21 protein-coding genes are annotated in these 26748 nt (G+C 59.9%); 14 read left to right on the forward strand and 7 right to left on the reverse strand.

All coding sequences use genetic code 11. The annotated features are described in order from the left end of the window. Window positions 1-41 precede the first annotated feature (41 nt). The 7 genes from alaS to ACYQ6J_RS01045 all read right to left on the reverse strand — a co-directional run bounded on the left by alaS (window position 42) and on the right by ACYQ6J_RS01045 (window position 9374). On the reverse strand, window positions 42-2669 hold the full coding sequence (gene alaS, locus ACYQ6J_RS01015) for an alanine--tRNA ligase (protein ID WP_460182329.1): 2628 nt from the start codon (window positions 2667-2669) through the stop codon (window positions 42-44). 325 nt (window positions 2670-2994) lie between these two features. Then, complete coding sequence (locus ACYQ6J_RS01020) at window positions 2995-4053, reverse strand: aldose epimerase family protein (RefSeq protein WP_460182330.1); 1059 nt, start codon at window positions 4051-4053, stop codon at window positions 2995-2997. 173 nt (window positions 4054-4226) lie between these two features. Beyond that, window positions 4227-5450, reverse strand: a complete 1224-nt coding sequence (locus ACYQ6J_RS01025) for an acetate/propionate family kinase (protein WP_460182331.1) — start codon at window positions 5448-5450, stop codon at window positions 4227-4229. Between the two features lie 82 nt (window positions 5451-5532). Continuing rightward, entirely contained in the window at window positions 5533-6282 is a 750-nt protein-coding gene (locus ACYQ6J_RS01030; protein ID WP_460182332.1) for a TlpA family protein disulfide reductase, read from the reverse strand. A gap of 210 nt (window positions 6283-6492) precedes the next feature. Further along, window positions 6493-8274 (reverse strand): aspartate--tRNA ligase, encoded by a 1782-nt coding sequence (gene aspS, locus ACYQ6J_RS01035; protein ID WP_460182333.1) that lies wholly within the window; start codon window positions 8272-8274, stop codon window positions 6493-6495. A gap of 356 nt (window positions 8275-8630) precedes the next feature. Next, on the reverse strand, window positions 8631-9047 hold the full coding sequence (locus ACYQ6J_RS01040; RefSeq protein ID WP_460182334.1) for a secondary thiamine-phosphate synthase enzyme YjbQ: 417 nt from the start codon (window positions 9045-9047) through the stop codon (window positions 8631-8633). 84 nt (window positions 9048-9131) lie between these two features. Continuing rightward, window positions 9132-9374 (reverse strand): hypothetical protein, encoded by a 243-nt coding sequence (locus tag ACYQ6J_RS01045; RefSeq protein WP_460182335.1) that lies wholly within the window; start codon window positions 9372-9374, stop codon window positions 9132-9134. 757 nt (window positions 9375-10131) lie between these two features. On the opposite strand from ACYQ6J_RS01045, the gene ACYQ6J_RS01050 reads away from it, so the two are divergent. From ACYQ6J_RS01050 to ACYQ6J_RS01115, 14 genes are all read left to right on the forward strand, one after another. Beyond that, entirely contained in the window at window positions 10132-11859 is a 1728-nt protein-coding gene (locus tag ACYQ6J_RS01050) for a GAF domain-containing protein (RefSeq protein ID WP_460182336.1), read from the forward strand. Window positions 11860-11949: 90 nt separating this feature from the next. Next, window positions 11950-14040, forward strand: a complete 2091-nt coding sequence (locus tag ACYQ6J_RS01055) for a peptidase U32 family protein (protein WP_460182337.1) — start codon at window positions 11950-11952, stop codon at window positions 14038-14040. 142 nt (window positions 14041-14182) lie between these two features. Beyond that, entirely contained in the window at window positions 14183-15955 is a 1773-nt protein-coding gene (locus tag ACYQ6J_RS01060) for an arylsulfatase (RefSeq protein WP_460182338.1), read from the forward strand. Between the two features lie 150 nt (window positions 15956-16105). After that, the gene (locus tag ACYQ6J_RS01065; protein ID WP_460182339.1) at window positions 16106-17473 is read left to right on the forward strand and encodes a glycerate kinase type-2 family protein; all 1368 of its coding nucleotides are present in this window, start codon (window positions 16106-16108) and stop codon (window positions 17471-17473) included. A 255-nt stretch (window positions 17474-17728) separates the two neighbouring features. Beyond that, the gene (gene tpiA / locus ACYQ6J_RS01070; protein ID WP_460182340.1) at window positions 17729-18496 is read left to right on the forward strand and encodes a triose-phosphate isomerase; all 768 of its coding nucleotides are present in this window, start codon (window positions 17729-17731) and stop codon (window positions 18494-18496) included. Between the two features lie 59 nt (window positions 18497-18555). Next, on the forward strand, window positions 18556-18960 hold the full coding sequence (gene secG, locus ACYQ6J_RS01075; protein WP_460182341.1) for a preprotein translocase subunit SecG: 405 nt from the start codon (window positions 18556-18558) through the stop codon (window positions 18958-18960). 117 nt (window positions 18961-19077) lie between these two features. Further along, complete coding sequence (locus ACYQ6J_RS01080) at window positions 19078-19971, forward strand: YicC/YloC family endoribonuclease (RefSeq protein ID WP_460182342.1); 894 nt, start codon at window positions 19078-19080, stop codon at window positions 19969-19971. Window positions 19972-19991: 20 nt separating this feature from the next. Beyond that, window positions 19992-20657, forward strand: coding sequence for a guanylate kinase (gene gmk, locus ACYQ6J_RS01085; protein ID WP_460182343.1), 666 nt, complete (start codon window positions 19992-19994; stop codon window positions 20655-20657). After that, complete coding sequence (locus ACYQ6J_RS01090; protein ID WP_460182344.1) at window positions 20647-20916, forward strand: DNA-directed RNA polymerase subunit omega; 270 nt, start codon at window positions 20647-20649, stop codon at window positions 20914-20916. Before gmk ends, ACYQ6J_RS01090 begins: the two co-directional genes overlap by 11 nt. Before the next feature lie 74 nt (window positions 20917-20990). Further along, window positions 20991-21533, forward strand: a complete 543-nt coding sequence (locus tag ACYQ6J_RS01095; RefSeq protein WP_460182345.1) for a flavoprotein — start codon at window positions 20991-20993, stop codon at window positions 21531-21533. A 108-nt stretch (window positions 21534-21641) separates the two neighbouring features. Further along, window positions 21642-22259 carry a phosphopantothenoylcysteine decarboxylase domain-containing protein gene (locus tag ACYQ6J_RS01100; RefSeq protein ID WP_460183295.1) on the forward strand — a complete coding sequence of 206 codons (618 nt, stop codon included), beginning with the start codon at window positions 21642-21644 and terminating at the stop codon, window positions 22257-22259. Window positions 22260-22318: 59 nt separating this feature from the next. Next, a complete protein-coding gene (locus tag ACYQ6J_RS01105) occupies window positions 22319-23281 on the forward strand; it encodes a carbohydrate kinase family protein (RefSeq protein ID WP_460182346.1) in 963 nt (320 codons plus the stop codon). 358 nt (window positions 23282-23639) lie between these two features. Beyond that, window positions 23640-24632, forward strand: a complete 993-nt coding sequence (locus tag ACYQ6J_RS01110) for a hypothetical protein (protein ID WP_460182347.1) — start codon at window positions 23640-23642, stop codon at window positions 24630-24632. Between the two features lie 88 nt (window positions 24633-24720). Further along, complete coding sequence (locus ACYQ6J_RS01115; protein WP_460182348.1) at window positions 24721-26745, forward strand: polysaccharide deacetylase family protein; 2025 nt, start codon at window positions 24721-24723, stop codon at window positions 26743-26745. Window positions 26746-26748: the final 3 nt, after the last annotated feature.

A 26748-nucleotide genomic window follows, 5' to 3' on the forward strand; every position in this document is an offset into this window, starting at 1 on the left:
ACTCAAGAGCAATCCCAATCCCAGGAATTCTACGGCTTAGCTTAAGCGTGTGCGCTGAGCTTCTCTCGAATGAATTGCTTGGCGCCGGAGAGCGCGTCTTGCAACCTTTCGGGCGACTTGCCTCCGGCCTGAGCCAGGTCCGGACGCCCGCCTCCGCCGCCTTGTACCTGTTTGGCGGCGGCCTTAACCCAGGCTATCGCATCGGCCCCGCGTTGAACCAGGTCCGCCGAAAGCCCGGCAATCAGCGTCACCTTGCCCGCCTCCTTGTCGGCGGTCCCCAGCATGACGGCGACGCCCTTTTGGTTGCGCCGTAACCCGTCGATCGCCTGACGCATCCACTCGGGCCCGACATCCGGGACCTCGGCCACGATCAGCGTCACGCCGTCGAACGTCTCGGCTGATTGTCGCAGTTGTTCCACGCTAATTGTCGCCGCTTGTCCCCCGTGCGCGGCTTGTTTGCGTAATTGACGCAACTCGCGGAGCGCCGCCGAGACCCGCTCGGCGACCGCATGAGGCGGAACGTTCAGCAAGGCGCCGACCTCGCTCAGAGTACGTGCGGTATCGCGTGCAAATTCGTAGGCGCGAAGGCCGGTGTATGCGGTGATGCGACGCGTCCCCGCCGCCACGCTCTCCTCGGCTACGATCTTGAAAAGCCCGATCCTGCCAATTTGCTCCAAATGCGTTCCGCCGCACAATTCTCGACTGTACTCTCCGACTGAAACGACCCTGACGACATCGGGATACTTCTCGCCGAAGAGCATCATCGCGCCGATTTTCCGGGCCTCCGGCAGCGGCATGAAGGCGACCTGCACCGGGGCCCCCTCCAGAATTCGCCGATTGACCTCTCCCTCGATCCGATCCAGTTCCTCTTTGGTGACGGCAGCGTGATGGGAGAAGTCGAATCGCAGCCAATCGTCGTCGACCTTGGAACCCTGCTGCTGAGCGTGCTTGCCCAACACGTTCTGTAGAGCGTAGTGCAGGATGTGGGTCGCGGTATGGGCTCGCCGGATGCCTTCGCGCCGAGGAACATCGATTTCCGCCTTGAGAACTTGCCCGAATCGCAACTCACCCCGGCGCAATACTCCGTAGTGGACCGTATATCCGCTTTCGACTTTGGTGTCTTGAATCTCAAAGAGCGCATCGTCGGAGCTTAGGCGACCGTGATCGCCGACTTGCCCGCCCATTTCGCCGTAAAAGGGAGTTCGATCTAAAACCACCGCGACGGGATCGTCCGAACCGCCCGCTTCGACATGATCGGAGAGTCTGCCCTGGACGATGATGCCGATGACCTTGGCATCCGGTACGACCGCGGCCTCGTAGCCGACGAATTGGCTTTCCAGACCGGCCTTTTTCAACGAGTCCAATGGTCCGGAATAGAAGAGTTCTCTCTTCTGGCCCGCCCCGGATTCGATACCGTGGCGTTCCATCTCTCGGCGGTATCCCTCCCAATCGAAGGCCAGATTCCGTTCGGCGGCCAAGGCTTCCAACAACTCGGGCGGAAATCCGTAGGTTTGATACAGTTCCGCGGCTTCGCTCCCGGAAACGACGCCCCGATGCGATTTTTCCATATCGCGAAACATGCGTTCGATGCGTTCCAGGCCCGTCTCCAAGACCGTCAGGAAGTTCTCCTCCTCCGCCTTGATCACGGCCGAAACGCGTCCTACCGTCTCGCCCAACTCGGGATAGGGGACCTTCATGACTTCGGCAACAACGGGCACCAAGCGATGCAGGAACGGATCTTTCACACCCATGCGATTGCCGTCCAACACCGCCCGTCGCAACAAGCGGCGGATGACGTAGCCTTGCTTGTTCGGCCCCGGCGTCACGTTTTCGTGAATCGCAAACGCGCAAGCCCGAATGTGATCGGCGATGCGCCGCAACCGCCGCCCGAAATCCGATCCCGGATCGTAGCTCGTGGCGCACACTTCGGCCGCGGCATCCACCAAAGGTCGTAGGATGTCGATATGGAAATTCGACTCCACGTTTTGCAAGACGGCGGCGGTACGCTCCAAACCCATTCCGGTATCGATGTTTTTGCTAGGGAGCGGTCGCAGATTATTTGGCGGAGGTCCTACGCGGTTGAATTGGGTAAAAACGAGATTCCAAATCTCGACCTTACCCCAAGGGGTTTCGTAGTAGATTTCGGAACACGGACCGCAAACGCCGTCAGGACCCTGGCTCGGTGCGTTGGCCGGCCAGAAGTTTTCGTCCTCGCCCATGCGAGTCACTTTGGCGGGGGGAAGCCCGATTTCCTCGGTCCATATCGCCGCGGCTTCGTCGTCGTCCACGTAAACGGTTGCCGAAAGTTTCTCGGGGTCCAATCCGAGCCACTGCTTGGAAGTCAGGAATTCCCAAGCCCAATGAATGGCCTCTCGTTTGAAGTAATCTCCGAAGCTGAAATTCCCCAGCATTTCGAAAAACGTGTGGTGATAGGCGGTTCGCCCCACGTTTTCGATATCCCCCGTCCGCAAGCACTTCTGGCAAGTCGTCGCCCGCGTAAACTCCAGCTTGCACCGCCCCAAGAAGTGGTCCTTGAACTGGTTCATGCCCGCCGGCGTGAAAAGCACCGAGGGATCCCACCGCGGAACTAACACATCGCTCGGGCGGCGGACGCAGCCCTTGGATTCAAAAAACGTCAAGTATTTTTCTCGAAGTTCGTCGGTTTTCATCGCACGTTCCAAGCACACAAATTGAAGCGGAGCGTCGGCTCCAAGCGATCCTTTCCAGTTCCGCGCGACCAAAGGTCCATCATATCGGACGCTTGCGAAGCGGAGAAGTCCACTGCCGACGGGGTGCAGGGGAGCACACTAGCGCGAAAGCCCACACCCGACCGCGAAGTAGGCTCAGCCAGCCGCAAAGCAAAGCTGTAAAGAACGCCGGACTCGGCCAGAGCAGCACCAAGACCGTTCGCGTGCAAGCTACGGTCCAATAGGCAATCCAACCTCAACCGGCAAGGAGGAGTCGCGGCACCGATCCTTTATCGGCCGTTTGTCGTCAATCCGCGGAGAAATGGTGAACCGTCACCTCGTGGTACTTCTCACCAGGGCGCAGGACCGTCGAGGGATAATCGGGGCGGTTGGGGGAGTCCGGGAAATGTTGGGTTTCCAAGCATACGGCGCCGTGCTTCGGATAAGACCTTCCCGCCGCTCCCAAGCTGCCGTTCAAACCGTTTGCGGTATAGACTTGCACGCCCGGTTGCGTCGTAAAGACCTCCATCGTCCGACCGCTCTTAGGATCGCGCAAGGCGGCGCAAAACTCCAAGCCGCCGACTTGAGTGCGATTGAGCACGAAACAATGGTCATAGCCGCCGTCCGTACGTCCAATGTCTTTTCCGATCGCTTTCTCTTGCCGGAAATCGAAGGGCGTGCCTTCCACCGAGGACGGCGGACCAAGCGGAATCAACGTTGCATCGACGGGCAAATATCGGTCTGCATTGATCCGCAGCAGGTGGGCCAACACGTCTCCCTCGCCCGCCCCGGCCAAATTCCAGTATGCATGATTCGTCAGATTCACCACGGTGGGCTTATCCGTCTCGGCCTCGTATTCCATGATCAAGCGATTGTCGGGAGTCAGCCGGTACGTCACCGCGACCCTTAACTTGCCGGGATAGCCTTCATCACCGTCGGGACTTTCCAGCGAGAATCGCACTCCAACGTATCCGTCCCCTTCAACGGCCCGGCCCGTCCAGTTCTTTTTATGGAAACCCTCGATGCCGCCGTGAAGATGATTCGGGCCGTTGTTTTGGGCCAATCGGTACTCGACACCGTCCAACACGAAGCGCCCCAGCGCTATTCGATTGGCATATCGGCCGCAAACGGATCCGAAACACGGGTGGCCTTTGACGTACTCTTCCGCCGTCTCCAAATAGAGGGTGACATTATCCCGCTTTCCCGTCCGATCGGGAACTTCGACCGCCGTCAGCGTGGCACCCAAGGTCATCGCTCGAACGACCATGCCGCCGGCGTTCTCCAGGGTGAAAAGCTCGATGGGTGAACCATCTCGCGCAACTCCGAAAACCGATTGAGTCACCTGCATCTCGTGTTTTCCTTCCATTGCCGACGCAAGACCTCCTACCGCGGAGGCCGCGATAACTATAAACAACGGCAGCCAAATTGGGAAGGCACGCATCCGCCGCACGAAACTTCGAAAGCGAATCATGATCGGACCCTTGGAAACCTTGGGCGGTTCAACGCAAACCGTCGAGTAGTTCGCCGTTGAAGCCAAGCTTAGCCCAAGCGAGGCGGCACATGCAAGCGCTGGACGGCCAAGCGTTTCCCTTCCCGGGCGAGCAGAAGGTCCTCTCGACTCTTCACGACGAGAATTCGTCCCGGCGACTCCTCGCGAGAAACATCGCAGTCCGGCGAGGCCTGCGCATTGGCCGCCTCGTTTAATTCCAATCCGAGGCACTCCAGGCCGCGGCAGATGTCGCATCGCAGTCCCGCCGCGTTTTCACCGATTCCGCCGGTGAAAACCAAGGCGTCCACACCGCCCATGGTCACCGCCAGAGAACCGAGCATCGCCCGAACCCGATAAGCGTACATTTCCAAAGCCAATCGCGCCCGATCGTTGCCGCTCTTGGCCGCCTTTTCCACCTTGCGAAAATCGCCGGAGATTCCTGACACGCCCAGCAATCCCGAGTTGCGATGCAGGATATCCTCGATCTCATCCGCCGAGAGTCCCGCGATCTTTTGGACGTACGTGATCAATCCGGGATCGATCGTCCCGGATCGGGTCCCCATCATGAACCCTTCCAGCGGAGTGAAGCCCATCGTATTCGTGACGGCCTTGCCCGCCTGAATTGCCGTCGCCGATGAGCCTTGCCCCAAGTGACAGGTAATAAGCCGAAGTTCGGCGGGAGGTCGCCCCAGCATCTCCGCCGCGCGCTCCATGGCGTAGGCGTGGCTCGTTCCGTGATAACCGAACCGGCGAATCCCCCAACGTTCATACCATTCGTAAGGCACTGGATAGAGGTAGGCGGCCGGCGGAATGTCGGCGAAAAACGCTGTGTCGAACACGCCGGTTTGCAGTGCTTGGGGAAATGCTTCCTCCGCCGCCGCGATGGCTTCCAATCCCGCCGGTATGTGCAATGGCGCCAAAGATGTGAACTGCGAAATGATCTGCTTGACACGATCGTCAATGACGACCGGTTCGCGTAACGATTCTCCACCGTGAATCAGCCGGTGGGCGACGACGGCTACTCCATCGCCGGATCGCAAGAAACCGCGGCTCTCGAGATAGCGGAATGCAGCAACCACACCCTGCCGGTAACCTCGCACCGGCAATTCTTCATCAGTTCGATCGTGCTCCGGCCAAGTGATGCGTATTCGGGCGGAATCGCTCGAACCGTTCAACTCGACGATGCCGCCCGCTTGAAGGGTCAACCGGTCCCAATCGAATGCGGCAAACTTGACGCTGCTAGACCCCGCATTGAGGACGAGTATCTTCGTCATCGCTCAACCGGCCCTTCAAGAGCCGCAACATGGGGTGAACTTGATCTCGGCGTTCGCTTCGCCCGCCGACACCGGGCCGAGGTCAACGTTCCGCCAACGTTTTCACCGCCTGGCTTAACTGCTTACGGACCGCCGGACCGTATTCGATATCCATCCACGCCACTTTTCCTGCGCCGTCGAGCACATATAGGCACGGCGGCTTCTTTGTGGTCAATTGTGTCAAAACCGTATCGTTCGCATCCACCAGAACGGGAAACGTCACCGCTGCGCTTTTCAGCACCTCGTCCAATTGGGGAGAGGCCTCTCCCACGCAAATCCCAAGAACGGCGATCTCCTCGGCCGAGTATTGCGACGCCACGTCGCTCTGAATGTCGAGAAGCAGGTTTTCGGCGCGAAGTCGACTCATCGCGTCGTCGCCGAGTTGAAAGAACACGATGACGGTTCCTTTTCCGCCCAATGAGCCTTGAAGCGAATGCGACTGTCCAGCCACGTCGTTCAGGTCGAAGGACGGAAACGGATCACCGACGAAAACCTTGCAGGCGTTTCGATCGGATGCCGCCATCACAACCCCTGGAAGAGGTGAATCGGCAGCATCGGCGGTGTCGATCTTGGGTTGCTCCCCTATGGGCGGGGAAGGGGTTACCTCCCCGGTCGTGTCGGAGTCGGGGGGAACTGGCTGTCCCGGCGGCGTTTGAGGTGCAACAGGCGACTCAACGCCGCCGTCCATTTGCGACATCTTAGGCCCATCCGTAGCGGGGCGATTGCAACCGACGATCACCAAACTTGCCAGCAGACACCCGTAAGAAAATACTCGCAACGCCGACCCAGCCATTCGCGTATCCTCCTTAAGGGGATATCTCGGTATTTCGCCCTCTGCCGTCGCAATCATTGTAGCCCGACGACTGCACCGGCCATTACCAATCCGCCATTTAATTAACACGATTATAGCCGCATAGGACACCGTCCAACTATGACGGCAACCTCATGCGCCGTTGGCAATCTCTGATCACCGGAAGCGCGCAGGCGCCTTCCCGCGTCGCAACTACTTCTCGATCCGGATGCCCAATTCCTTCAATTGTTTGGGATCCACCTCACCGGGGGCGCCTGTCATCAAATCCACGGCGCGCTGTGTCTTCGGAAAAGCGATGCAGTCGCGAATCGAATCTGCGCCCGAGAATATCGCCACCAAGCGATCGACTCCCAACGCGATCCCCCCGTGCGGCGGAGCACCGTATTGCAGCGCCTCCAACAGAAAGCCGAAGCGGTCTTGGGCCTGCGCAGGATCCAGCCCGATCAAGCGAAATACCTCTTGCTGGAGTTCCTGATCGTGGATTCGCACGGTGCCCCCGCCGACTTCGGAACCGTTCAGGACCAAGTCGTAGGCTTGCGCTCGGCACTTGGCCGGATCGTCCCGCAACAGTTGGCGATCCTGTGGGCGAGGCGATGTGAAGGGATGGTGCATCGCCGTCCACCCGCCCGTCTCTTCGTCGATCGCGAACATGGGGAATTCCACGATCCACGAGAGGTGCATGGTCGCGGGGTCGTAAAGCTTCAACTCCGCACCGAATCGTTTTCGTAATGCGTACAAAGCGCGGCACGTAATTTCAAAGGCATCCGCTACGAAGAGCAACAAATCTCCCGGTCGGGCCTCCAGACGCTCCGCTATTCGTTGCAAGTGCGATTCGCTGAAGTTCTTGGCCGTGGGAGAACTGAGCTTGCCGTCCGCGTCCGCTTTGAACCACACCAAGCCCTTAACCCCGAAATCCTGCTTCAACCACTCGGTCAGATCGTCGAGGTTCTTGCGAGAGTAGCCCGCCGCGGCGCCCTTGGCATTGATGCCGCGTACCCGCTGCCCGTTTTCCGCCGACTCGCGAAAGACGCGAAAATCGCACTCCCGGGCGATGTCCGTGACGTCCGTCAATTCCATTCCGAAGCGAAGGTCGGGCGCGTCGTGGCCGAAACGTTCCATGGCCTCGTCGTAGGTCATCCGCGGTAACGGCAGGGTCAGGGGGATGCCCAACACCTCACCGAAGAGACGCTCCATCAGTCCCTCAACCACCGCCATCACGTCATCCGCCTGCACGAACGACATTTCCAAGTCCAGTTGAGTGAACTCCGGTTGCCGATCCGCGCGGAGATCTTCATCGCGAAAGCAACGAGCGATTTGAACATAGCGGTCGTATCCCGCCACCATCAGTATCTGCTTGTAAAGCTGGGGAGATTGCGGCAAGGCGTAGAAACTTCCCCGTTGAACGCGACTGGGCACCAAATAGTCGCGAGCACCCTCGGGGGTGCTGCGACCCAGCATCGGCGTTTCCACCTCGACGAATCCGTGGACGTCGAAATAGTCACGCATCAGCTTGATCATACGATGGCGGAGAAGAAGCGTCCGCTGCATCTCCGGGCGACGAAGGTCGATATAGCGGTATCGCAGTCGTACCTCCTCGCCGGGCAGGTCTGGAGCGCTCGGCATGAAGGGCGGCGTCAAGCTGCGGTTGAGAATCTGACATTCCAGGGCGCGGACTTCGATTTCGCCCGTCGCCAACTTCGGGTTCTCCGTTCCCGCAGGTCGCCGTTCCACGACACCTTTCACTTGAATCACGAATTCCGACCGCAGCGACCTGGCCGTGTCCATGAGGGCGCCGTCTTGATCGGGCGCATCCGGATTCGGCGAGAAGACGATTTGCGTCTTTCCGTAACGGTCGCGCAGATCGACAAAAAGGACGCCCTTGTGATCGCGGTAGGTATCGACCCAACCACAAACGATCACTTGTTGACCGGAATGTTCCAAACGCAATTCACCACAGTTGTGCGTGCGTAGCAAGGACGGCGCTCCTTTTCCGCAATTCAGACCTCAAAGCGTTTGCGTCCCGAGAAGTCGGCGGCGCCATATCGGCAGGGAACCCGGAACCATTAGCGGTTCCAACAGTCCCTGTCCCCGTCATGCCGCATAGCGTCCCCTGACCGAAAGGGTCGTTATTGCGACTGAACGACTTGGGAATCCTTGATTCTAGGCACGCCGACCGTGCCGTGCCTAGCGGATGCAACGAACCGGACCGATTCTTGTCAGTCGAAAGTGAATATTATGTCGCGTGAACGGGCGGCGGACGATCCTGTAGAGCTTCGCCGACGTCAGCTACGAGAGAGCGGCAAGGTCCGACGCCGTTCCAAGTCCGAACCTTATCCTCCCAAAACGGTCACAATGACGGTCCGCTGACGAGGCCGAACGTCGCACTCCAGATGGAATACCTGTTGCCATTGTCCCAAAAGCAACTCTCGCTCCTCGATGGGTATGGCCACGGACGGCCCCAAAAGCGTCGCCTGCAAGTGCGAGTGCCCGTTGCCGTCGTGCCACATTTGCTCGTGCCCATAGTGCCTGCCGGGGGGGATCAGTCGATCCAAGTTTTCCGGCAAGTCCTTCGCTAAACCCGGTTCCAATTCGATCGTCCCCACGGCGGCAGTACTACCTACCGCAAAGACATGCACGACACCGGCATCGATATCGGAATTACGAACGATTTCCCTGATGTCCGGCGTCAGGTCGCGGATGGCACCGTGCCCCGAGGTCGAAAAGATAATCCGCGTCCGCCGCATCATCCAGTCCACCTCGTCGAAAAAGCCGGCCCGTGCGCCGTTTCCTTGGTCAAGATCGACCGCGATCCCATCACGGTGCCGAAGTCGTCATTTGCGTCCCAACGACCATGTGACCGCGTACAACGAAACCACGGCCCCGGTGGACATCAAACTCCAGGGAACCCAAGGTTTCGGTTCCAAAACGCGCCTTGCACCCGGCGTTGCGTCGCTCGCTGCGGCGACCGGTGGGGCGCTTTCCCGCGTTTTGAGGGTAAAACGCTGAACACCGAGCGTCTGTACCCCCAAAAACACCACGAACAAACCCACGGCGAGAAAAAACGCTCGCATCATTTCCGAGTCCTCCCCAGAAGGCTCCTCGACTGCCGATAGTCCAACATCACCGCTTGCCGAAGAGAGACGCTGTGCTGCTCGACCGACCCTCTTCGCGCAAGCGTCGTTCTTTTCTTCAGCGTGATCTTTTTCCGATTCTGCCGAGCATTGCGACGGCTACTCCCCGGAAGCATGGGAGAGCACATTCGCGGAAATGTTTGCTCCATACCGAAGCCGGCACCGACGACGGCGCCACCGCCTTGTGTTGTCATCGGCGCCGCCCGCCGCACGGATCGCGGAATCCACACGTTTTGACGTTCGAAACGATCGTAGCGGCCCGAAGGACAAAGCTGGGCCGTAATCTTCGCAAGAAGGCATTGAGCCGACTCAATCGTCGGCCACAGTTCTCAATCGAAATCGGCAACTGTGAAAACCGTCGAACCGTTCACATCCACTCCCGTACGTGCTCACGCAGAATCAGCGGCTACGCACACCCCGGCACTCTCCGTCCGAGCGTTGCCCTTGCGAACCGATTGCCATCATTGCCGCAAAGCGACCGGGCGATCCCGATTTTCGCGGCCCTTCATCGCAGTTCTCGAATGACGCTTTCGGCTTCGTTGGCAAGATCGACTGTCGCCGTTAGAATGAGTAAGCGGTCAAGAACCGTCCGCGGCCGAATCGAAGTGTGATGTTTGCGCGATTTCCGCAGGAATGAGCGAAAGCAATCACGGCATCTTTATGGCGGGTTCGGCTAAGCATCAGCTCAAGGTCCCGTCCTATGTTCCCTTCTCCCGAGTCCCCATCGCCTCCGCCGAATCCGTGTTGCGATCAGACCGATTGCCCCACTCACCTTTTGAATGCCCAAACCGCCCCGCCTCAAACCGCCGAGGACTCGGCGTGCCGTCCTTGTCCGGTGCTGGAAGATGTACCGGCAGGATTGGTGATGGTCGATCGCGGTCGCCGGGTGCTTTGGGCGAATCGGCAAGCCGAAGTGTTGTCACAAGCGGAAGCGCCCTTGGTCGGAAAACAGTTCTACCGAGACCTGTTCCCCAATGTCCGCCTTCTGCACGCGGATTTCGCTCCGCTGAGTTTCGCTTTTCGTCAACGCCGTACAACCTCGACCAGCCTCGCCACCCCGGACGGCAAGATTCTGCTCCTGGAGGTCGTTCCTCGCATCGTCGGCGAAGGGCCCCCCTCGTGTGCTCTGGCCGTACTGCGAGACGTCACCGAGGAGCGCGAACCGTGGCAACGACTGAACGTGATCTATGAGGCCGGCCTGCAACTGGCCGAGATCGCACCTCAGGATTTGATCCACCGTACATCCGAGCAGAGGATCGGATTATTAAAAGAACGCTGCTTGAGTTTTTTGCGCGACGTCCTGCATTTCAAGGTGTTCGAGATTCGGCTCGTTACGCCGGAACCTTCGACCGGACGGATGAAACTGGTACAGTTGATTGCGGATGGCATGAGCGACGCGGCCAGCAATCGAACCTTGTACGTCGAATTCTCCGGCAGTGGGATCACGGGCTACGTCGCCGCCTCCGGCCTCTCGTACATCTGCGATGATACCTTGACCGACGGTCTCTACTTGCCGGGTACCGGTACCTCTCGCAGTTCGCTAACGGTTCCTCTCATCAAGTATGAAGCCGGACTGCGGAAAAAGACGGTCATCGGCACCGTCAACGTGGAGAGCGACAAGCCTCGCGACTTCAACGAAAAGGACCGTCTGTTCTTGGAGTTGTTCTCGCGCGATCTCGTGGTGGCGCTCAACGCCTTGGATTTGATCGCGGTCGAGGAACAGCAGGCCCGCAGCAGCATGTTGGAGGCGGTTCACGCCGCGATCGCTCAGCCCGTCGAGACCATTTCCAATACCGCGGCGCGATTGTGGGAACGCTTGGAAACGCCGGAGATGCTCCCGTTGGCGGAAGAGTTGCGGGAAAGATTGCGCAACGAAGTGCGAGAAATCATTCGGGCGGCCCGCGGCATTAAGGAAGTCGTCTGGAAAGTCGGCGAAACGCTCCCGCCCACGGAAGCAACCCCCACGCCGCCGGAAACTCAAGAGTCGCGACGATTGACGGGAAAACGCTTCTTGATCGTCCACGAGAACCCTTCCGTTCGGACCGATGTCGATCGTATCCTTTCGGCGGGCGGCGGTCTGGTCGAAACGGCCGGGCGGGGAGCGGACGGGTTGCGCATGGTTCGAGCCACCGGACCGGAAGGGGATTATGCGGCCATCTTGGTGGCGAATCTCCTGCCCGACATGGGAGGCGCCGACTTCATCCAGAAGGTCAAGGATATTCTTCGCCGAGAGCCGACGCACTGCGTCATGATCATCACTTTCGGCGTCTATGATCCCGATCACAATCAGGTCAAAGCGCGGCGACTCGGTGTGACGCATTTCGTGGGCGACCACGTAGACGCGCCGCGCTTGATGATGGTGATCGACCAACTCTTGTCCGAAGAGGCGAAGTCTAGGACCGCCGAAAGCGGTTCCGCCTCGGCGTGATCGTCCCCGGCAGGCCCCTTTCGAATAGCAATAGGCCGGCGGATGTGAAAGAGTAGCTCGCGCAGTTGCACATTGAGAGAGGAATGAGGCGTGGAGCTTTTGGCACCGGCGGGAGATCCATCGTGCTTGGAAGCGGCGGTAAGGGCGAGGGCCGACTCGGTTTACCTGGGTCTGCGCGACTTCAACGCGCGGAGGCGCGCCCGCAATTTTTCTGCGGAAGAACTTCGAGAAGCCGTATCCTATGCTCATCGGCACGGCACGAAGGTTTATCTGACGCTCAACACCGTGTTCGCCGAGCGCGAGTTGCCGCGGGTTCTGGAGGCGTTTCGCTGCGCTGCGGACGCCGGAGTTGACGCCGTCCTGGTGCGCGATCCTGCCGTTCTCGCGATCCGAAAACATCTTCCTCAGTTGCCCCTCCATCTCAGCACGCAAGCCGGGACGGTCAATTCCGCGGATGTGGCGGCAGCCGCCGAGTTGGGATTCAGTCGCGTGGTGCTTGGGCGTGAAATGTCTCTCGAGGAAATTCGGGCGACCGCAGCGCCCCACCAAATCGAAACCGAAGTCTTCGCCCAAGGCGCTCTCTGCTTTTCCGTCTCCGGCCGATGCCTGATGTCAAGCTGGGTCGGCGGACGAAGCGGCAATCGCGGCACCTGCGCCAGCCCCTGCCGCGTGCCGTGGACGGTCTCAGGCGAACCGGCGGGAAATCCGCTCTCGATGCACGACCTGTGCACGCTGGAGCAAATGACGGCCATCCACCAAGCCGGAGTCACTGCGCTGAAGATTGAAGGACGATTGAAGAACGCCCGCTGGGTCGAGACCGCCGTCTCGCTCTATCGGCGAGCACTGGACGGCGAAGATGCCGGTTATCTTGCCGAGCAGGCCGCGCGCTTGGCCGACTATACGGGGCGCAAGTTGACTGCCGGATTCCTGGAAGGCATGTACTCCGATTTGACCGGCACGGATTCAGGGCGGCTAAGTTCCCGAGAGGACGAGGCGACACCGTTTTCCGATGCGCCGACCGACGGCGATGAGACGCCTTCGCGTGAATCGCCGCCGCAAACCGGTGCAACTGAAAACGGCCGCGGCTTCATCTTCGAAATCCTGTGCGAGCTTTCCGAGATCCGCTGTCGCGTGGAGTGGGGCAAATGGACAGCCGAGTGGCAATACCCCAAGACTCGAATCGTTCGACCTCACAAGGCGATTCCGGTTTCGCAACTCCTGGAAGCCGTTGCCTCCCGTACCTTTCACGGCGTGTCGGCCGAAGCGCTGCGAACCGACCTGCCGGACTATCTCTTGGTACCGCGGACGGCGAACGCCGCCGTGGAGCGATTGGCCGCCGAAATCTTTCGAGCCAAACGCAGCGAAAATCGGCAAGCGGCGTGGCAACCGCCGACGGAAATCGAGGAATGGCTCGGGAAACCCGGCGACAACAACCCCAACAATCGAGCGCTCGGGTCCATGCCCAATCGCGTTCGTCTGGCGGCCGATCAAGTGGCGGCTTTCGTGTCGGAAGTTTCCGGAGTGGACGTGATCGTGGAAAACGCCGATCCGGAACAAATTCCGGAACTTGCGGCGGCGTGTCGCAAGCGTCGTCTGATCATCGCCACGCCTCCGGTGTGCTTTGAACCGTACCTCGATGACATGATTCGGCTCATGGAACGGTGCCGCAAAGCTCGGTGCGGTTTGGAGGTCAATAGCTGGGGAGCATGGCACCTGGCCAGAAAGTCCGGCATGGCATTGGAAGCCGGCCCCGGCTTGGCCGTCCTAAACAGTCTCGCCGCGGGCGTCCTCCGTCGCCTCGGAGCAAGCTGCGTCGCCGTCTCGTGTGAAGCGGATCGCCGACAATTGGAATCCTTGTCCGCTACGTGCCGGGTCCCCATGTCACTGTGCGTTTTCGGCAGACCTCCCTTGGCTTTCAGCCGCGTGGAGCTTCCGCCCGAGTATTTGGAACGAGAATTTGCCGACCGTCGCGGGCTCCGCATGATTCCTCGCCGGGAAGCGGGCATCTGGACGTTCCGCCCCGTGAATCCGTTCGATTGGCGAGACCTGTCCAACGAGAGGATACGTGCACGACACCTGGTCGTCGATCTGACGGCCTCGCCCGATCCCATATCCGAATGGCTCGATCGACGACCGCGATTCCACCGTTTTCGGTTCAATTACGACCGAACACTCCACTAGGCGGGACCATGGGAGTTTTGGGGACGAGAGGTTCGTGGTATGCTGGCGATAACCTTTGTCCCTTCAAGCCCGAGAGGGGCAGCGGCAACCGAACGGTGCCGACGGCAAAAGGTTTTCAATTTTCCGAGCGGGAGGCAACGCGATGCGATCAATGGTTTGGGGGACCTACGCGACCTGGATGCTGATCGGCCTGGCGGCGCTGCCCGTCAACCTTGCGACCGCCGAGAATCATCCCAACGTGGTTGTCATCTTGGCGGACGACCAAGGCTGGGGCGATTTCCGAATCCAAGGAAACACCAATTTGGAGACGCCGAATCTGGACTCCTTGGCGCAACAAGGGGCACGAGTGGAGCGATTCTACGTGTGCCCGGTTTGCTCTCCCACTCGGGCCGAATTCTTGACGGGACGATACCATCCCCGCGTCGGCGTGCGGGACGTGACACGAGGAGGGGAGCGGCTCAACCTGGATGAATACACCGTCGCCCAAGCGTTCCAATCGGCAGGCTACGCAACCGGCCTCTTCGGTAAATGGCACAACGGAACCCAATATCCCTATCACCCGCTGGCCCGCGGCTTCCAGGAGTATTACGGCTTCACCTCGGGTCACTGGGGAATCTACTTCGAACCGCCGCTGGAACACAACGGCGAATGGGTTCGCGGCACGGGATACATTACCGACGATCTCACGGATCATGCCATCCGCTTCATCGAAAAAAACGGCGACCGCCCCTTCTTTTGCCACGTGGCCTACAACACGCCGCACTCGCCGTTTCAGGTCCCGGATCGTTTCTACGACAAATTTCGCGACCGCCCGATCGAAATGAGGCACTCCGGTCCCGAACCGGAGAATATCGAAGTCACGCGCGCCGCTTTGGCGATGTGCGAAAACATCGACTGGAACGTGGGCCGCCTTCTCGAAGCGATCGAAAAACGCGGCATCAGCCGCGATACGATCGTCATCTATTTCTCCGATAACGGCCCGAATTCCTTCCGCTGGAACGGCGGTTTTCGTGGCCGAAAAGGTTCCACGGACGAAGGCGGCGTCCGTTCCGCGTGCTTTATCCGCAGGCCCGGCGTGATTCCGCCCGGTCACAAAGTCACTCAAGTGGCCGCGGCCATCGACCTGTTCCCAACCCTCGTTGATTTGACGGGCATTTCATGCCGTTGCCCAAAACCGTGGGACGGCATGAGCTTGGCTCCCTGGCTGCTTGGCAATCGCGACGATACGGTCGATCGCAAGATATTCTCGCACTGGAACGGACGCGTCAGCGTCCATACGCAGCGATTTATCTTGGATCACCAAGGGCGACTTTACGACTTGGAAAGCGATCCAGGCCAAAAGCTCCCCGTGCAATCCCAATTTCCCGAGGTCGCCGCCGAGCTAAGCCGAGCGGTGGAGGCGTGGCGACGGGAAGTCATGCCCTCTTCGCCGGATGACAGGCCTTTTCCTGTAGGATACCGGGAATACCCTACGACCTATCTACCGGCACGCGACGGCGTTCCCTCCGGGGAAATTCGGCGCAGCGCCCAGGCGCCCAACTGCTCGTTTTTCACCCATTGGAAGAGCCTTTCGGACACTATGACCTGGAACGTCGAAGTCCATACGCCGGGCGAATACGAAGCCGTCCTGCTCTATACCTGCCCCGCAGCGGATGTCGGATCGGTGGTCAAGGTCTCCTTGGGGGCGTCTCAAGTGACGGCAACCATCACCGAACCTTTCGATCCGCCGCTCCGGGGCGCGGAATTCGACCGCGTTCCTCGCTCGGGAGAGTCGTACGTCAAAGACTTCAAGCCCTTGGTTCTGGGTACCCTGCGACTGTCGACCGGGCAGGGAACGTTGACTCTGCAAGCCGAGAAGATCGCCGGGCAACAGGTCGCCGACGTGCGTGCCGTTGTCCTGCGACTGCTGCCCTGAAGCGTCGACGCATACCGCATGCTCTAAGCGCCCGGGTCGGCGCACACTGTGACGAACGCAACGTCTGACTGAATCACTGCGAATCCCGACTTCGTCGACCGAATGCCTCCGCAACATGCCGGCGGCGGGTACTTCCCTCCGAGTATTACCGTGGATCATCGCAAGCGTCTTCGTGAAGATGCGCTCCGGATTTGGCGAACCGGAGTGGAGGCCGTTCAAGCCGACCGACTCGTTCGGCGCAACGTCCGAATCGAGGGTGACTCCCTAGTGTTGGGAGAGTTCGACCCGCTTCGCATACCCTTGGCTTCCATCGGCAGAATTGCCGTCGTGGGGGCGGGAAAGGCCGGAGCGGGCATGGTCGCCGGACTGGAGTCGGTTTTTCGTCCTCCATGGGCGGATAGGTTTCAACTAAGCGGTTGGGTCAACGTCCCCGATGATTGCGTCCAACCCACCCGGCGAATCCACCTCCATCCCGCTCGTCCCCCGGGCATCAACGAGCCGACCGCGCAAGGCGTTCACGGAACCGAGCGGATCCTGACTATCCTGCGCAACTTGACCGATCGCGATTTATGCATTTGTTTGATCTCGGGGGGGGGATCGGCTCTGCTGCCATACCCCGCCCCGGGGATCACCTTGGAAGACAAACTCAACGTCACCAGGCTTCTCAGCGGAGCCGGCGCGAACATCGCCGAACTGAACACGGTACGCAAGGCCCTTAGTCTGGTAAAAGGGGGAGGGCTGCTCCGTGCGTGCGGCGCGGGGACGCTCGTTTCACTCATCATTTCGGACGTGCTGGGCGACCCGCTGGATCTCATTGCGTCCGGTCCGACGGTACCCGACTCCGTCGAACCGCGCGAAGCCTTGGAAGTGTTGCAAAAGTATCCCGAGGTGAAGTCCGCCTTGCCTCCGCATGTGATCGCGCATCTGCAGCGCGGGAAAAAACCGGCGACAGTCCCTTCAGGAACGGGGCCGCGCCAGGTCCATCACTTCGTAATCGGCAACAATGCCGCCGCAGTCGATGCCGCCGCATTGGAGGCCGAGCGACTCGGCTATCGGCACGCCTGTATTAGCAGTCCGCGTCTGGAAGGCCCCGCCGAAGAGATCGGCGCGCAACTCGCCCAGCAAGCGATTTCCATGCGCGACCTGGGATCCGTCGACTGCCTGATCAGCGGCGGAGAACCGACGGTGCGTTTGGCACCGCCCCACATCCGCGGAAAAGGGGGTAGAAACCAACAACTGGTCCTCGCGGCAGCCTTGGCATTATGGGAAGACGCCGCTCACGGTATCGCGCTTTTGTCCGGGGGCACGGACGGCGAAGACGGCCCGACCGACGCTGCCGGGGCCGTTGTGGACGCCGACGTAATCGCGCGCGCCAAGGAGCTGGGACTTCAGCCGGCCTCATTCCTCGAACGCAACGACGCTTACAGCTTTTTCGAACAAACGGGAGGTCTGATAAAAACCGGCCCAACCCACACCAACGTGTGCGATGTCAGAGTGGTCCTCACCCGAAAAGGGTAACCCATTTCGGTCGGCTGAGTGTAGTTCCGCCGCCTGCCACCCGATTGGCTCAGCAGCCAAGCAAGCAGGTTTGTAAAGATTCCCCCACGGCAAGGTCCTTAAAAAGGACGAAGCGCAGGGTGCGACCCAACTCGCCGACGCGAGCGCCGATATGCTCCCCTTGTCATAAGTGCGTAATTGATAGATCATAATGATAATTCGCTCGACAAAGGGGGAGTCTCTGCGCATCCTATTCCGCTCAAGGAGGTTCGCGTAATGCGGCGACCGATCGTAGCCGGTAACTGGAAGATGAATCTGGATCGCGCTTCCGCCGTGGCTTTGACCAAGGCGATAGTGCAAGGGGTCGAGGCATTTCCGGGAGTCGACGTGGCGGTTTGTCCGCCGTTCGTCTACCTTTCGGCGGTGGCGGAAGTGTTGGCCGGTTCTCGGGTAGCGCTTGGCGCCCAAAACCTGTACCCCGAGCCAAAGGGCGCGTTTACCGGCGAAATCAGCCCCCTTATGCTAAAAGACGTCGGCTGTACGTTCGTCATTCTGGGGCACAGCGAGCGCCGCGCGATGGGCGAATCGAGCGATTTCGTCAACGAGAAAGTCTTCGCGGCGCTCGAGGCGGGACTCAAACCGATCGTTTGTGTGGGGGAGACGCTTCGGCAACGGAAGGAAAACAAGACCTCCGCGGTGATTCGTCGCCAAGTCGAAGGCTCCCTGGCGGGTTTGTCGGCCGAACAATTGTCGCACTGCGTCATCGCCTACGAACCGGTCTGGGCGATAGGGACGGGCGAAAACGCCACTCCCGAGCAAGCCGAGGAAGTTCAGGCGGAGATTCGGCATTTGATTTCCGCTCGCTACGGAAAAGACGCAGCCGAAACACTTCGCATCCAGTACGGGGGAAGCGTCACGCCGGCTAACGCGGAGAGCCTCATGAAAATGCCCGACGTGGACGGGGGTTTGATCGGCGGTGCCAGCCTGAAGGCCGACAGTTTTCTCGCCATCGTCGCGGCGGCGCAGACCTGCAAGACGTCTTGAGGATGATCGGCGATTGCCCGTGAACGTTCGGAACCAAGCTCAGGACGACGAATACAACCATGAAAATCATTTTCTTGCTCCTCCTGTCGTTGACCGCCGTGTTTATGGTTTTGCTGGTGCTGATCCAGCGGGGTAGAGGCGGGGGGCTTGCCGGCGCTTTCGGCGGCATGGGCGGTCAAAGCGCCTTCGGTGCCAAAGCCGGCGACACGTTCACCAGGATTACCATCGGCGTGGCAGCGTTTTGGATCGTCCTGTGCGTGTTGGCGCTGGGCTATTTTCGCTGGGGTCAACGATCCCGACTCGACGTCGGCGGTTCGGCGCCTGCGCAGGGTTCCACTCTTCTGCCCGCACAAAGCGAAAGCGATTCCGCGGCAAGCCCCGCTCCGGCGAGCACATCGGGCGCCGAGGTCCCTGGGACTCCTCCGGCCCAATCCGGCGCAGATGGGAGTGGTGGAACTCCATGACGTGTTAAACACGCCGGTACCGGCGCGAAGCCCAGGCGATTCTCAGTCGCCATCCTCCGAGATTCATCGTTGACTTTGTCCCATCTACGTGCATGATTGGCACCGGAGGTCGTTGTCTTGCTCCTCAGCATGACCGGGTTCGGAGAGGCGAGGATCGAGGGGCCGGGATTCGCCGTCCGTGCCGAGGTCCGTGCCGTCAATAATCGGTATTTCAAACTCAGTATCCGTTGCAATGAGAGCCTGACGGCGGCCGCCGAAGCCGAGATCGAGGCCTTGCTCAAGCGCGACGTCCGCCGGGGAACGGTGCAAGTCAATTTGTTCATCGATCGACCGCCCTCATCGGTCGATTTTCGTATCAACCGAGAGGTGCTGTTAGGCTATTGGAACCAACTCACGAGCATCGCGATCGACGCGCATGCGACGCCGCCGAACTCCCTGGACTCCTTCCTCCAATTGCCGGGTGTCATTTCGGACCGTACCGATCCGGCGGGCCAAGTGGAAGAACTCAAACCCATTCTTATGGCGGCACTAGAGCAGGCGGTACAAGAATTCCAACGGATGCGGCAAATCGAAGGTCGCAACATGGCGGACGACCTGCGACGCAATTGTCGCGAACTGTTGGAACTGGTTGCTCAGGTGCGCAGCCGCGCTCCGATCGTCATTGAGAACTATCGGGAGCGTCTGCGCGAGCGTCTCAACCGCTTGTTGGGCGAAGTCGATATTCAGGCGGCCCAAGAGGATATCCTGCGAGAAGTGGGGCTTTTCGCCGAACGATCGGACATCTCTGAGGAATTGGTTCGCTTCCAGAGCCATGTCGAACAATTTCTCCAGGCGTTGGATTCCGCATCCGCCGACGGAATCGGCAGGCGACTGGACTTCATGACGCAGGAAATGGTGCGCGAGATCAACACCCTGGGAGCCAAGGCGAACGACGTAGAGATCAGCGGCTACGTGGTTCAGGCCAAGACGGTGGTCGAGCGGATTCGGGAAATGGTACAAAATGTAGAATGAGGAGACGGTGCGGAAGATTGATGAACCGCTCCCAGGAAGAACAACAAGGAGTGCCGTCACGGACAGCCAAACTGGTCGTCCTTTCAGGGCCTTCCGGCGTCGGGAAGACTACCGTCGCGGAACGTCTGTTGCGCGAGTCGCCCGTGCCGTTGGTGAAAAGCGTCTCCGCAACCACCCGTCCGCCGCGTCCGGGAGAAGTTCATGGAGTCGATTACTTCTTTCTCACGCCGGATGAATTTTTCCGCCGTCGTGAGGCCGGAGAGTTCCTCGAAACCGCGGAAGTGTTCGGGAATGGGATTTGGTACGGTACCCTCCGCGATTCGGTCGTGCGCTTGCTCCAGGACGGAAAGTGGGTATTGTCGGTAATCGATGTGCAAGGTGCGATCGCCGTTCGCAAAGCTTTGCCGGACGCCGTGAGCATTTTTCTTCTGCCTGAAAATCCGACCGTGCTATTGGAGCGACTCCGCGGACGAGGCACCGAAGATGAAGAAACGGTGCGACTTCGACTGCAACGCGCCGAAGAGGAGTTGCGTCTGGCCGATCACTACCGTTATCGCGTAATCAATGACCGGGTAGAGGACACGGTTGCCCGAATTTGCGGAATTCTCGCTTTTGAGGCCGGTTTGACCGGCACTTACGATCAAAAAGGGATCGTCGCCGACGGAGGTTCCAGCCATGTACGATGAACTGAAGGATGACTCGCTCGTAGACAAGGTTGGAGGGCGTTTCAAGCTCTCGACGCTGATTCAGAAGCGCTTGGTAGCCCTGATGAAGGGAGCCCCGCCTTTGGTGGATTTGGACACGAAAGATCGCATGAAGATCGTCCTGCGGGAGATCATGGAGGATAAGATTTATTTGGATCTCCACGACCGCGTGAGGACGGTGGCCGATCTGCCGGAACCGGAAGACCTCGGTTTGACGGGCGGTGGGCTACCACCCGCTTGATCCGCGGGCAACTCGCTGATGACGCGAATCGCGATCATCCAACCACGGGAGCGAAGTGAGGGGGCCGAACGGGAATGGCCGCACGCGAAATCCTGGTCGGTGTGACGGGTGGGATCGCCGCCTACAAGACGGCCTCACTCGTTAGTCGCCTAATGCAAAGCGGCGACTCCGTGACGGTCGTCATGACGGAAGCCGCCACACGCTTGGTGGGCCCGAAGACCTTCGAGGCATTGACGGGGCGCCCCGTCGGCGTCGATATCTGGGCGCCGACGCCGCATCCCCATATCGATTTGGCTCGCCGCGCGGAATTGCTCTGCGTTGCTCCCGCTACCGCCAATTTCCTCGCCAAGGCGGCCTGGGGACTGGCAGACGACCTGCTCACGACGTGCCTCCTGGCGTTTACCGGCCCTGTCGTGGTCGCCCCCGCGATGAACGCCCAAATGTGGGCAAAACCGGCGGTGCAACGCAACTTGCAACGTTTGCGCGACGACGGATTCGTCATCATCGAGCCTGGCGAAGGGCATCTCAGTTGCGGTGAAATCGGAACCGGTCGCATGGCCGAACCGGATGTCATCTTCGCCAAAATCGAGGAAGTCCTCAACCGCCGTATCGTCTGATCGGGCGGGACGGACGCACGAGATTTCTCGTAAAGGTGAGTCGACCGCCACGCGATGTCGGCTTGGAAAGCTCGCCGTTCGGCACGCGGAGATCGGGCCTTGGCTAAAGTGCTGATTACATCGGGTCCCACGCGGGAGTATCTCGATCCCGTTCGCTATCTTTCGAATGCGTCCAGCGGGCGTATGGGAAGCGCCTTGGCCGAGGCCTTCTTGACCGCCGGTCATGAGGTTTGCATCGTCTCGGGCCCCGTCGAAATCCGCTATCCGTCCGCTTGCCGCGTCCATTTCGTCACAACCACGGAGGAAATGTTGTCGGCCGCGAGCGATATGTTTGCGGAGTGCGACGGCGTCATCGGAGCGGCGGCGCCCTGCGACTTTCGCCCCGCCGTTCGAGCTTCCGATAAGATCGCGAAGACCGGCGATGACCTATTCTTGCGACTGGTGGAAACTCCTGATATCTTGGCCGCTTTGGCCGCCCGGAAACAAGGGCGCTGGATCGTCGGATTTGCTTTGGAGACGCGAGACGGGCCGGTTCGAGCCATGCAGAAACTGCAACGCAAGCAATGCGACATGATTGTCCTGAACCATCCTGCGGCCATCCATTCCGATACAACCGAAATCACCGCGTTCACGCCCGACGGCACCGTCCTAGGGACCTTCCTCGGTTCAAAGGCGGAGGCGGCGCGCAGGATTTACCGCTGGGTGGAACAAAGGCTTTTGCATTGATTGACTGCGGCCGACCGTCGCCGCCGGGGGAGAAACCTTGCTGCCGGAGAGCGTAGCCCATGGCGAAAAAACATGAAGTCGTCAGTGCCGGAATCCTGTTTGCCGACGTTGCTTGCGAACCCGTCGATCATCTCCCGCGGGCCGGTGAACTGGTGCCGTCGCCCCGCATTCAACTCGGTCTGGGCGGTTGTGCGGCCAACGTCGCCATGGACCTGGCAAGGCTGGGTGTCGATGTGGGCGTGGCGGGATGCGTGGGTGACGACTCGTTCGGGCGATTCATCGCAGAAACCCTCAGCCAAGCGAACATCGACACCGAGGGTGTGCGGTTCGTACCGGATCGCGGAACCGCCGCTACAATGATCGTCAACGTCAAGAACGAGGATCGCCGTTTCATCAGCACCCCCGGCGCTAACCATGTTTTCTCGGACGAAGACTTGCCGCGAACCTGGTTGGAGAACGTCCGCATCTTCTACGTGGGCGGTTATCTGATGATGCCCGCCCTCGAAACCGATGCATTTCTGGCCACGCTCAAGCGACTTCGCTCTCGAGGCGTCAAGACCGTCCTGGACGTCGTTCTGATGGGGGAACGCGACTACTGGCCGATCATTCGCCGCTTTTTGCCGGAGGTAGACTATTTTCTGCCCAACGACGACGAGGCCGAAATCATCCTGAATGTTTCAGATCCCGTCGAGCAGGCCAAAAGGTTCCACGATGCGGGCGCGGCCAACGTGGTCATCACCTCCGGATCGCGAGGATCGCTTTTTTGGGGCCGCGGCGGCAGGTTTCGGGCCGGCGTCTATCCTGTCGACTTCGTCAGCGGAGCAGGGGCGGGAGACGCCTTCGACGCAGGCTTTATCGCCGGACTGTTGTGGGGAGAAGATCCGGTTGGATGTCTCCGTTGGGGAAGCGCATTGGGCGCCAGTTGCGTCCGCGCCATCGGAACCACCGACAGCGTTTTCACCAAAGAGGAGGCTCTCGCCTTCATTTCCCAAAACTCGTTGCCGATCGAAGAACTACCCTGACCGCGCTGCGTCTTTCTTCTCCTCTTCAAAACGACCGCGTGTTCGAAGCCGCATCCGCCGAAAGCCCTCTGCGATCTTCGTCCGGCAGAGGGATTCGGATCTGACGGATTTCCGCTGCGCTTGCGTACCGAGAAAGCAGTCGTGCTCCGCCCCTTCAACGCCCCGGCCCACTATTGCTTGAGCCTTGGCACCGCGCTACAATCTCAGCGCGTGAAAAGTTGACAGGTCGCGGCGTTGCCCCGCCGGTTCCGCGGATAGCCGATTGCACCCGGCGATTGCGAGCCGATGAGTCGGTACGCCGGATCGATGCTTCGGAGGTTCTCCCTCATGGAGACCCCTTATCGCGAGGAGGCCGCCAGTGCGTCAGCAAGCTTTCCAAGTCCGCGGTCGGGAACGACGTTTCTTTCTGAAAGCCGCCCTGGCGACGACCGGTGCCGGTCTCATCGGACCGGCGATGCCGCAACTCCCGGCCTGGGAACAAGGCACACACTCGGAACAGGACGCCCCCGCGCCGGATGAAGTTTTGCCCACCATCCCTCTAGGATCCCATTGCATCACGCGGCTTGTGGCAGGGTGGAATCCCATCGGCGGTTACTCGCACTCGTCCCCCATCCTGGACCAATACATGCGGGAATACTTCACGCCGGAACGTATCTACGATTTCTTGTGTCGATGCATGCGCCGCGGCATTCGCACCTGGCAGTTCGACCATGAAGCAAGATCCGTTTGGGCCATTCAAAAAGTGCAAGAGTCCGGCGGCGAGATGAACTTCATCTGCTTGCACGCCGAACGGGAGACCGATCCGCCCATGCAACAGGTCATCGACGACACACACTGCATTGCTTTGGTTCATCATGGCGGGGTGACGGATGCCTTGTTTCGTCAAGGAAAAGCCCAACTTGTCAGAGACTATGTCAAAAAGGCGCACGATCACGGCGTGTTGGCGGGGGTTTCGTCGCACAATCCCGATCACATCCGCCGCATTGCCGACGAGGATTGGGAGAACGATTTGTTCATGACCTGTATGTACAAGGTGAACCGACCGCGAGAAGAACAACTCGAATTGCTTGGCCGGGCGATCGTGGGCGAACCCTACTTGGAAACGGATCCGGTGGAGATGACCGCCGTCGTACGAGATGTGCCCAAGCCTTGCCTGGCTTTTAAGATCCTCGCGGCGGGGCGCAAATGTACGGGTGCCAAGGGAATTGAGGAAGCGTTCGCCTTCGCATTCCGTAACATCAAGCCCTGCGACGGCATCATCGTGGGGATGTTCCCCGTTTACTCGGATCAAGTGGCCGCCAACACCGCGCTGGCCCGAAAATACGCCGCCGAAAACGTCGCAAGTTCGTAATCCAAAGGGGTTCGCATGCCTCGCGTACCGTCGCGAGGAAATTTCGCAGCAACAACATCCCGACACAAGTTCGACGAGAGGAATCACCATGCCTGCTCGCCATAGCCCGTCCTCATCAGGCATCTTCCATCGCTGCAACTCAAGTCTCAATCTCCGCGGGATGACGAATCGAATCCGTTTTCGCAGCTTTTGGGGGTTCGCGGCCATGGCCGTCCTGCCGCTCCTGGCAATCGCGCTGGGTCCGTCGCTCATGGCCGAGGACTCAGCCGCGCCGGCGCCGATCCGGCACATGACCGATCTGCCCGGCAATCGATTCTGGTACCTCTCCGAACCTTTTAACCCGTATTACCCTCACACGAACTTTCCACGACTCGTCACCCCGCAATGGGTCGGCGAGGAGGGCGTTCGAGCGGTGGTATTGCTCACGATCGACGACTTGCGTTCGGACCGCAAGACCTTATTCGAAGAATATCTCCGACCGATATTCGAGGAACTCAAGTCGATCGAAGGTAAGGCCGCCGTTACCTTGATGGCCAACAGCGTTGCGGCGGACGACCCCGTTGTGCAACGGTGGTTGGAGGAAGGGGCCGCGATCGGGGCGCATACCGCGGATCACCCCTGCCCGCTTTTGCAAAAGGGCGATTTTTCAGCGGCCAAGGCCACCTACGATCGGGCGGTGGACCAAATCAGTGATGCCCTCGGCCCACACGCACCGCGCGCCTATCGAATGCCGTGCTGCGATTCCATCAACGCCATGAGCCCGCGTTTCTTCGCCGAAATATTCCACGCCGCCACGCCGGACGGGCGCTTTCTGCAAGCGGACTCCTCCATTTTCCATGTTGCGACCGCGACCGACCCGGATATCCCCGCAGAGTGGGCCGCTCCCATCCAGGGCCTCCCCCGATTGGCCCGATACTTGCCAGCCGATCGAGGCTTCGTCAATTACGTTGAGAATTACCCTTATCCTTGGGTTGTGGGATGGGGGTGTTGGGAGATTCCGATGACGCTCCCCGACGACTGGGTCGCGTTCCATTTCCATAATCAGCCTGCCGCTCCGCAAGCCTTGGAGGATATGAAGTGCGCCCTCGATGTCGCGGTGCGGAAGCAAGGGGTGTACGTTCTCACGTTCCATCCCTGGGGGTGGATTCGCAACAATCAAGTGATCGAACTGATCCGTCATGCAACCAAAACCTACGGTCGCGCGGTGAGATTTCTGACGTTGAACGACGTTACGGCTAAACTCAACGCTCAGCTTACCAAGAGCCTCGGTCTGCGTCGGGAAAACGGCGCCGACCAAGGGGTGCGTCTTCTCGATGTGGATGGGGACGGCATGCAGGATGCTGTAATCGCAAATGAGCGCGTTCGCGTCACACGCCGCTGGGATGCATCACGGGGAACTTGGCGCGAAACCGGCTTTCCGGTGCCCATTGCACTGGCGCAGGAAGACGGTTCCGTGATCAACACGGGCGTACAATTCGGCATGTTCGGTTCTCCCGCCCACCCCTGTGTTTTGGTCCGCACTGAGGATTGGGCCGGGCTGTGGCACTTCGAGGGAACCGATTGGACCGAGGTCCCCAACGGGCTTGCCGGCCTGGAATTCCCCGAGGACGGAACCCCCGTGTTTACCGCGAGAAACGGAATCGACCAGGGAGTGCGTCTGTTGGACCTGGACGGCGACGGGCGTTCAGAAGTGGTGGTAGGAAATCCGATTCGCCGCCGAGTGTTCGCCTGGAAAGACGATCGTTGGCAAACCTATCCTACGAATCTCCCCGCCCGGACGATGTTCGTCGATGACCGTGGGCGCGACGCCGGTTTACGCTTCACCCTCCTGGACAACGACAACCGCCCCGACATCGTTTTTTCCGGTCCGACCGGATGTTTAGTCGCTTTACAGTCCTCTTCGGGAGATGGGTGGAATTACGTTTTGCCGCTTAAAACACCGGGAGAGGCGGGGGCCTTACCGCCGTTCGTGCGCGCCGACGGGACGCAAAACGGCGTCTGGATTCGCGGCACAAAGATGATTCTTCACAATGAAGAGACCGGTGGGGCTAATCCGAATCACATCCGGGTTTATGAGCTTGCCGCGCCGTCGCTCAGCGCCGTTTCCCAATGATCG

This window comes from Thermopirellula anaerolimosa (genome assembly GCF_054657335.1).

Excerpts from the sequence above, each read along its gene's own strand:
- alaS (WP_460182329.1), bottom strand. The coding sequence starts at position 2,669 with ATGAAAACCGACGAACTTCGAGAAAAATACTTGACGTTTTTTGAATCC.
- ACYQ6J_RS01020 (WP_460182330.1), bottom strand. The coding sequence starts at position 4,053 with ATGGAAGGAAAACACGAGATGCAGGTGACTCAATCGGTTTTCGGAGTT.
- ACYQ6J_RS01025 (WP_460182331.1), bottom strand. The coding sequence starts at position 5,450 with ATGACGAAGATACTCGTCCTCAATGCGGGGTCTAGCAGCGTCAAGTTT.
- ACYQ6J_RS01030 (WP_460182332.1), bottom strand. The coding sequence starts at position 6,282 with ATGGCTGGGTCGGCGTTGCGAGTATTTTCTTACGGGTGTCTGCTGGCA.
- ACYQ6J_RS01040 (WP_460182334.1), bottom strand. The coding sequence starts at position 9,047 with ATGATGCGGCGGACGCGGATTATCTTTTCGACCTCGGGGCACGGTGCC.
- ACYQ6J_RS01045 (WP_460182335.1), bottom strand. The coding sequence starts at position 9,374 with ATGATGCGAGCGTTTTTTCTCGCCGTGGGTTTGTTCGTGGTGTTTTTG.
- ACYQ6J_RS01050 (WP_460182336.1), top strand. The coding sequence starts at position 10,132 with ATGTTCCCTTCTCCCGAGTCCCCATCGCCTCCGCCGAATCCGTGTTGC.
- ACYQ6J_RS01060 (WP_460182338.1), top strand. The coding sequence starts at position 14,183 with ATGCGATCAATGGTTTGGGGGACCTACGCGACCTGGATGCTGATCGGC.
- tpiA (WP_460182340.1), top strand. The coding sequence starts at position 17,729 with ATGCGGCGACCGATCGTAGCCGGTAACTGGAAGATGAATCTGGATCGC.
- secG (WP_460182341.1), top strand. The coding sequence starts at position 18,556 with ATGAAAATCATTTTCTTGCTCCTCCTGTCGTTGACCGCCGTGTTTATG.
- gmk (WP_460182343.1), top strand. The coding sequence starts at position 19,992 with ATGAACCGCTCCCAGGAAGAACAACAAGGAGTGCCGTCACGGACAGCC.
- ACYQ6J_RS01090 (WP_460182344.1), top strand. The coding sequence starts at position 20,647 with ATGTACGATGAACTGAAGGATGACTCGCTCGTAGACAAGGTTGGAGGG.
- ACYQ6J_RS01095 (WP_460182345.1), top strand. The coding sequence starts at position 20,991 with ATGGCCGCACGCGAAATCCTGGTCGGTGTGACGGGTGGGATCGCCGCC.
- ACYQ6J_RS01105 (WP_460182346.1), top strand. The coding sequence starts at position 22,319 with ATGGCGAAAAAACATGAAGTCGTCAGTGCCGGAATCCTGTTTGCCGAC.
- ACYQ6J_RS01115 (WP_460182348.1), top strand. The coding sequence starts at position 24,721 with ATGCCTGCTCGCCATAGCCCGTCCTCATCAGGCATCTTCCATCGCTGC.